Here is a 6,402-nt window from a genome sequence, read left to right on the forward strand (position 1 = left end):
GCGCCAGCGCAAACAAAGCGCACTCGCAGTTCAGCACGCTGACGTTATAGGGCGGGCGCACCTTGTCGATCTCGGCCACCAGCGCCTGCGGGCCGATCAAATAGCCCAGGCGCACACCGGCCAGGCCGAACTTGCTCAGCGTGCGCATCAGCAGCACGTGGGGGTGGCGGGTCAGCCTGTCGAGATAGGTTTTGCTGGAAAACGGCTGGTAGGCCTCGTCGATCACCACCAGACCGGGCGCGGCGGCGATGATCTGCTCGATGGCGTCGTCATCCCATAGGTTGGCCGTGGGGTTGTTCGGGTAAGCCAGGTAAATGATGGCGGGCTGGTGCTGGGTGATGGCGGCCAGCATGGCGGGCGTGTCCAGCTCAAAGTCAGCGGTCAACGGCACGCCGACGAAGTTCAGGCCCAGCAACTGCGCGGCCATGCCGTACATCACAAAGCCGGGCACCGGGGCCAGCACGGTGGCACGCGGCCGGTTGCAGGCGATGGCCAGCAGGTTGATGATTTCGTCCGAGCCGTTGCCCAGAATCAGCCCGTAACCTGCGGGCAGGCCGGTGTGGACGGCCAGCACTTGGCGCAAATAGTCCACCCGGCCATCGGGGTAGCGGTTCAGCGCGACTGCGCCCAGGCGTTGGCCCAGTTCGGCTTGCAGGGCGGGCGGCAAGCGGTGCGGGTTCTCCATCGCGTCCAGCTTGACCATGCCGCTGGCATCTTGCACCACGTAGCTGTGCATGGCCCGTACATCGGGGCGCAGGGTGTCTAAAGGATTTCTCATAAGGCGCGCTTTGCATAGCGCTGCGCCAATACTGCGCAGACCATCAACTGGATTTGGTGAAAAATCATCAAGGGCAGCAGCATCACACCCACGGTGTGGGCGGCAAACAGCACCTTGGCCATGGGCACGCCGCTGGCCAGGCTCTTTTTGGAGCCGCAGAAGACGATGGTCACCTCGTCATCCTTGGCAAAGCCAAACAAGCGGCTGCTCCAGGTGGTCATGGTCAGCGCCAGGGCCAGCAGCAGGCAGCAGGCGGCTACTAGGCCCAGCAGAATCGGCAGCGGCACCTGCTTCCACAGGCCTTCGATCACAGCGGCGCTGAACGCGGTGTAGACCACCAGCAGGATAGAGCCCTGGTCGACAAACTTCAGCCCGGCGGCGTGCTTTTTCACAAAGCCACCGATCCAGGGCTGCAGCAGTTGCCCGGCTACAAACGGCAGCATCAGCTGCAGCATGATGCGGCCCACGGCCTCCAGCTCGCCCGAGCCCGACACCCCGCCCGGCACCACCAGCCAGCCCACCAGCAGCGGCGTGATGAACACCCCGATCAGGCTGGAAGCCGAGGCGCTGCACACGGCGGCCGACACATTGCCGCGGGCCATGGCGGTGAACGCAATGGCCGACTGCACCGTGGCCGGCAAAGTGCATAAAAACAGCATGCCCAGCGCCAGATCGGGGGTGAGCATCACGGAAAACAGCGGTTTGAGCACCAGCCCCAGAATGGGAAACAGCGCAAACGTGCACGCCAACACCAGCAGATGCAGGCGCCAGTGGCCCAAGCCCGCCACCACCGCCGCCCGCGACAGCTTGGCCCCGTGCAGAAAGAACAGCAGCGCAATCGCCGCCGTGGTCAGCCCCTCGAAAAACTGCGCCACCGTGCCCTGCGCAGGCCACAGGCTGGCCAGGGTGACGGTGGCCAGCAGGGCCAGGGTGAAGTTGTCGGGGAGAAAGCGGGGTCGTTGCATGGTGTGGAAGCCTGGTTGCTACGGTTTGTATAGCTGCAGGCGTAGGTTGAATGTGCGGTAGCGGCTTATTTTATGTGTAACTATCTGGCAAGCCCAGGTACTGCGCCAATATCAGCGCCGCATCGTCGGTAAACACGCCCTGCGCCAGTTGCTGCGCCAACAATGCCGGGGCCAGCAGATCGAAGCGCTCCACCTCGCCGTCCTGGTTCTGCGGCTGCACGCCCTCGGGCAGGGTGCAGGAATACCAGTGGATGTGCTCCACCACGTAGCCCGCGCCACCGCTGTCGGTGCTGGGGCGGCGGGTGGTGAGCTGGCCGCCCAGGCGCAGGCCGTGCAAACTGGGCAGGCGCAGACCGGCCTCTTCCCAGGTTTCACGCTCCAGGGCGGTGTCCAGGTTGTCGGCGGCAGACACCATGCCGCCGACCAGGGTGTCCCACAGGCCGGGGTCATTGGGTTTGGTGAAGGCGCGCTGCTGCACCCAGACGCGGCCATCGGGCGCAGCCCCCACCAGGTGCACGGCGCGGGTGGTGATGCCCAGGGCGCGGACCACGGCCCGCTCCACGGTGGCCACCACCTGGCCATCCTGGCCATCGGCAGCGGGCACGGCCAGTTGCTCGTCGCGCCAAGCGGCGGCCAGGCCCGCATCGCGCAGGATATGGGCCAGGTGCGCCAGGCTGTTCGTCGGGTCGCCCTGTAACTGCCAGCCCGTGGTACCGTTTTGCTGCACTTTCAAGAGCACTCTGTGCAGGTAGGGTATGCGCTGGAGCTCTATTTTCCTTATAAATTCAGGCTCCACAGAACCCACCTGCGTGGTGCCCGCCCACAGCGGCACACGGGGACTGCGCGGTGGCTGGTCGGCGGCCGCGCGCAATGGGGCCAGCCAGTTCATAAAGTCAGGATGGTGCAGCCGGTGGTCTTGCGGGCTTCCAGGTCGCGGTGGGCTTGCTGCACATCGGCCAGGGCGTAGCGCTGACCGATGTGGATCTTGACTTGGCCGCTGGACACCACGGCAAACAAGTCGTCGGCCATGGCCTGGGTGCTTTCGCGGGTGGTGATGTGGCTGAACAGGGTGGCGCGGGTCAGGTACAGCGAGCCCTTGGGGCCGAGGATGCCGGGAGCGAACGGTGCCACCGGGCCGGACGCGTTGCCAAAGGAGGCCAGCAGACCAAAGGGGCGCAGGCAGTCCAGCGACTTCTCGAAGGTGTCTTTGCCCACCGAGTCGTAGACCACCTTGACCCCCTTGCCGCCGGTGATCTCCTTGACCCGCGCAACGAAGTCTTCTGCTGCGTAATTGATAGCGTATGCCGCCCCATTGGCGAGCGCCAGCGCACATTTTTCTGCCGAACCCGCAGTGCCGATGAGTTGCAGGCCCAGGGCCTTGGCCCACTGGCTGGCGATCAGGCCCACGCCCCCAGCGGCGGCGTGGAACAGCACAAAGTCGCCCGGCTGCAGGCCACCCTGGGGCAGGGTTTTCTTCAACAGATACTGGGCCGTCAGGCCCTTGAGCATCATGGCTGCGCCGGTCTCAAAACTGATGGCATCGGGCAGCTTGCAGACGCAGGTGGCGGGCATTACGCGGCGCTCGCAGTAGCTGCCAGGCGGGTTGCTGGCATAGGCGGCACGGTCGCCCACCTGCAGGTGGGTCACGCCCTCGCCCACCGCCTCGACCACGCCTGCGGCTTCCATGCCCAACTGCACCGGCAGGGTCTGCGGGTACAGGCCGCTGCGCTGGTACACATCGATGAAGTTCAGGCCGATGACGTGGTGGCGGATGCGGATCTGGCCCGGGCCGGGCTCACCTACGGGAATGCTGACCAGTTCCAGCTCTTCAGGACCACCATGTTGGCGAATTTGTACGGACAGGCTGCTTACAGACATAAAACACGCTCCTCCAAAAATGAGAGCTGCATGGTGCCATGAAACCCCGGCTGCGGTGCAGGCCCTGCCAATGGACCGTAACCCGGCACCACTTCGCGCGCGGCCGGCCGCCGTAGCGCCTCAGACCCGGGGAAGCATGCGCGCGATGTCGTCGAATGGCATCGGTGGGCAGAATAAGTCCCCTTGCATCCGATCGCAACCCAGGCACCGCAGGGCGGCAGACTGCTCTTGCGTTTCAACCCCTTCAGCGACCACCTTGAGGTGCAGCGCGTGGGCAAGTGAGATCGTCGCTTCGACGATAGTGGCCGCCTGGGGGTCCGCCACCATGGCTTGCACAAAGCTGCGGTCCACCTTGAGCAGGTGGATGGGCAGCCGCGACAGGCTGGCAAGCGAGGAGCACCCAGTGCCGAAGTTGTCCACCGCGACCATGACCCCAGCACTACGGACAGCCTGCAGCGTATCGCTCAGCGGCTGCAGGTTCTCCAGCAACACGCCCTCGGCAATCTCCAGATCGAGCAGCGGCTCTGCCGCGCCAAAGCCCGCGAGTGCATCCAACAATGTGGTCGCAAAATCCCGGTCGCGCAACTGAACCGGCGACACGTTCACAGCACAGCGTGGCGCACGCAAGCCCATGGCGCGCCACTGCGCGATGTCCTGCACGGCCTGGCCCAGCGCCCATGTGCCAACGCTGGCGATGAGCCCGGTTTCTTCCAGCAGTGGTAGGAATTTTCCGGGGGGAACCAAGCCCAGCTCGGGGTCATTCCAGCGGATCAGGGCTTCAACGCTGTCCACCACCTGGCGGTCAAAATCGACCTTGGGCTGGTAGTGCAAAACGAAGTGGCCGAGCTCCAGTGCGCTGCGCAGTTTGTTCTCCAAGGTGAGGGATTTCGCCACCCGGGCGTTGAGCGCGGGTTGGTAAAACAGATAGCCTGCGCCGCTTGCCTTGCAGCGCTCCAGGGCCGTTTCGGCGTGCGCCAAGACGTCTTCCGGGGTGCCGCCATCTTTGGGATAGACCGCTATGCCGGCCGTGAACTCCACGCTCAGCGATGCATCTTTCACTTGAAATGGCGCAGCCAGGGCGGCCGAAAAAAGCGTGTGGATACGATTCGCACTGGCTAGACCCTTCACATGGGGCACAAAAACCGCGAAACAATCGGCCTGCAGGCGCGCCAAGTTTTCCGGCCAAGGGCCTGCTTGTTGGAGCCGCGTCGCCACATCCTGGAGCAACTTGTCTGCGGTTGCACGTCCATAACTTTCGTTGATTTTCCGGAACTGCCGCAGGTCGATCAGCACCACGGCGGTACGTTGCGAAGTGCTGCCTTTGGCTGCGCGAAACTCGCGGCCCAGACGCTCTAAAAACAGTGTCCGATTGGCCAAGCCTGTGAGCGGATCGTAATAAGCCACATTGCTGAGCACCATGCGCCTTTCAATGGCGCCGACCGCAAATCCGATGTCGTCGGCCAACTCCTTGAGAAGGCGCACTTCGTCCGCATCAAAGAAGCCCTTCTCTTTGGCGTGGAGCACGAAGAAGCCAGCTACTTTGTCGTCCACCATAAGGGGCAGGGCAATTAACGCGTGGATTCCGTGGGCCTCCAGCACCGCGTTGCGCCTGGCATCGTTGGGATGGCAGTCGGGGACATGGGCAAGGTCGTTCCAGATCACCGGGGCTTTGGTCGCCAGCACGCGTTGCAGGAGCGCATTCTTCGCGCCGGTTGCGCCGAGCTGGGAAAGCCGGCGTTCGAGCCCAAGGGACAGTTTGTCCTCGTCGCCAAACCAGACGGCGGGTTCACCTTTGGGATTGTCTAGAGACGCAATCCAGGCCCAGGAAAACTGACCGGTTTCCCGGGCGATGTGGCAGGCTTCTTGGAATAGTGCCTTTTTGTCGCCGCAACGCACAATCAGATTGTTGATGCCGCTGAGTACCGCATAGGTGCGATTGAGGTTCTCGATCGCGGTGTCTGCCATATTGCCGCGGCGGGTACTAAGCCAGTTGACGCAAAAAAGAGCCGCCATCCCCGAGACCGTGAGAATCGCGGTGCCGAAATAGGTGCCGTACAGGTCAAAGTTTCTCTGCCCCTGGGTGCGCAGTGCAGAGATGGCGGGCAGTACCACCAGGGTCCCCACCATGAAGCTCCGGCCAAGCCGGGCGCTGGCGGTGTCGCGCGCATAGACGCTCAGCCAGCCGATGTCCGCACGCAGCGCCAAGATACCGCCCCCCAACACGCAAAAGCCGATGGCCGTGTGCAGCGCCACCGACGAAAACCAGGGCACCCGGTGCAGGTCGGCATCGAACAGATAGGCAAACACGGCCAGCATTGCTACCAATAGCGCGACGACAGAAAGACTCTGGGCCACCAGGATCAAGCCTCGGCGTGTCGCGTGCAGCAGCAATGCAGCGCCAAGAAGTGCGAAGTTGATGGCCGAGGCGATAGACATGCGCCCAGGCCAAGGTGAATTCCAGGGGTTCGGGTCCTTCACCAGCAGTTCGTCCAGACCAAGGTTCCGATGGGAAAGGTATTGCACGAGAGTGACCCCAGCGACGAGCACCACGAGCGCCGCAAGGGCTACGGAAGCCCGCCGATGGGTCCCGCGCACTTTTGACTTCCCCGCGCGGATGGCGCGGTCCGAAAAGAGCAGCGACCCGCCCGCGAATACGAAGCACAGAGCCGCATTCACCTTCATCGTTTCCAGACCAGGGACGATACTGGTGAGAGCAGGAACCTGTAACAGCCAGCCGAGTAGCACCACGCAGCCTACGAGTAGGCAAAACCATGCTGCCGC

The 6,402-nt window shown here is 63.7% G+C and carries 5 protein-coding genes; all 5 read right to left on the reverse strand.

The genetic code is table 11. The annotated features are described in order from the left end of the window. Nucleotides 1-778 (reverse strand): aminotransferase class I/II-fold pyridoxal phosphate-dependent enzyme (locus ABI213_RS22520; protein ID WP_348028739.1); only part of this gene is annotated, 778 nt, incomplete at its 3' end. Then, entirely contained in the window at nt 775-1,743 is a 969-nt protein-coding gene (locus ABI213_RS22525) for a bile acid:sodium symporter family protein (protein ID WP_348007768.1), read from the reverse strand. The genes ABI213_RS22525 and ABI213_RS22520, both read right to left, overlap by 4 nt. A 70-nt stretch (nt 1,744-1,813) precedes the next feature. Then, nucleotides 1,814-2,632 carry an NUDIX domain-containing protein gene (locus ABI213_RS22530; protein WP_348007769.1) on the reverse strand — a complete coding sequence of 273 codons (819 nt, stop codon included), beginning with the start codon at nt 2,630-2,632 and terminating at the stop codon, nt 1,814-1,816. Further along, nucleotides 2,629-3,621 (reverse strand): quinone oxidoreductase, encoded by a 993-nt coding sequence (locus ABI213_RS22535; protein WP_348028741.1) that lies wholly within the window; start codon nt 3,619-3,621, stop codon nt 2,629-2,631. Before ABI213_RS22535 ends, ABI213_RS22530 begins: the two co-directional genes overlap by 4 nt. Before the next feature lie 120 nt (nt 3,622-3,741). Next, nucleotides 3,742-6,402 (reverse strand): EAL domain-containing protein (locus tag ABI213_RS22540; RefSeq protein ID WP_348028742.1); only part of this gene is annotated, 2,661 nt, incomplete at its 5' end.

The sequence above is a fragment of the Rhodoferax sp. genome (assembly GCF_039922535.1).
Taxonomy (GTDB): domain Bacteria; phylum Pseudomonadota; class Gammaproteobacteria; order Burkholderiales; family Burkholderiaceae_C; genus Rhodoferax_B.

What these genes read in the sequence shown, in the direction of transcription:
- ABI213_RS22530 (WP_348007769.1), bottom strand. Translation starts at nt 2,632, where the DNA reads ATGAACTGGCTGGCCCCATTGCGCGCGGCCGCCGACCAGCCACCGCGC.
- ABI213_RS22525 (WP_348007768.1), bottom strand. Translation starts at nt 1,743, where the DNA reads ATGCAACGACCCCGCTTTCTCCCCGACAACTTCACCCTGGCCCTGCTG.
- ABI213_RS22535 (WP_348028741.1), bottom strand. Translation starts at nt 3,621, where the DNA reads ATGTCTGTAAGCAGCCTGTCCGTACAAATTCGCCAACATGGTGGTCCT.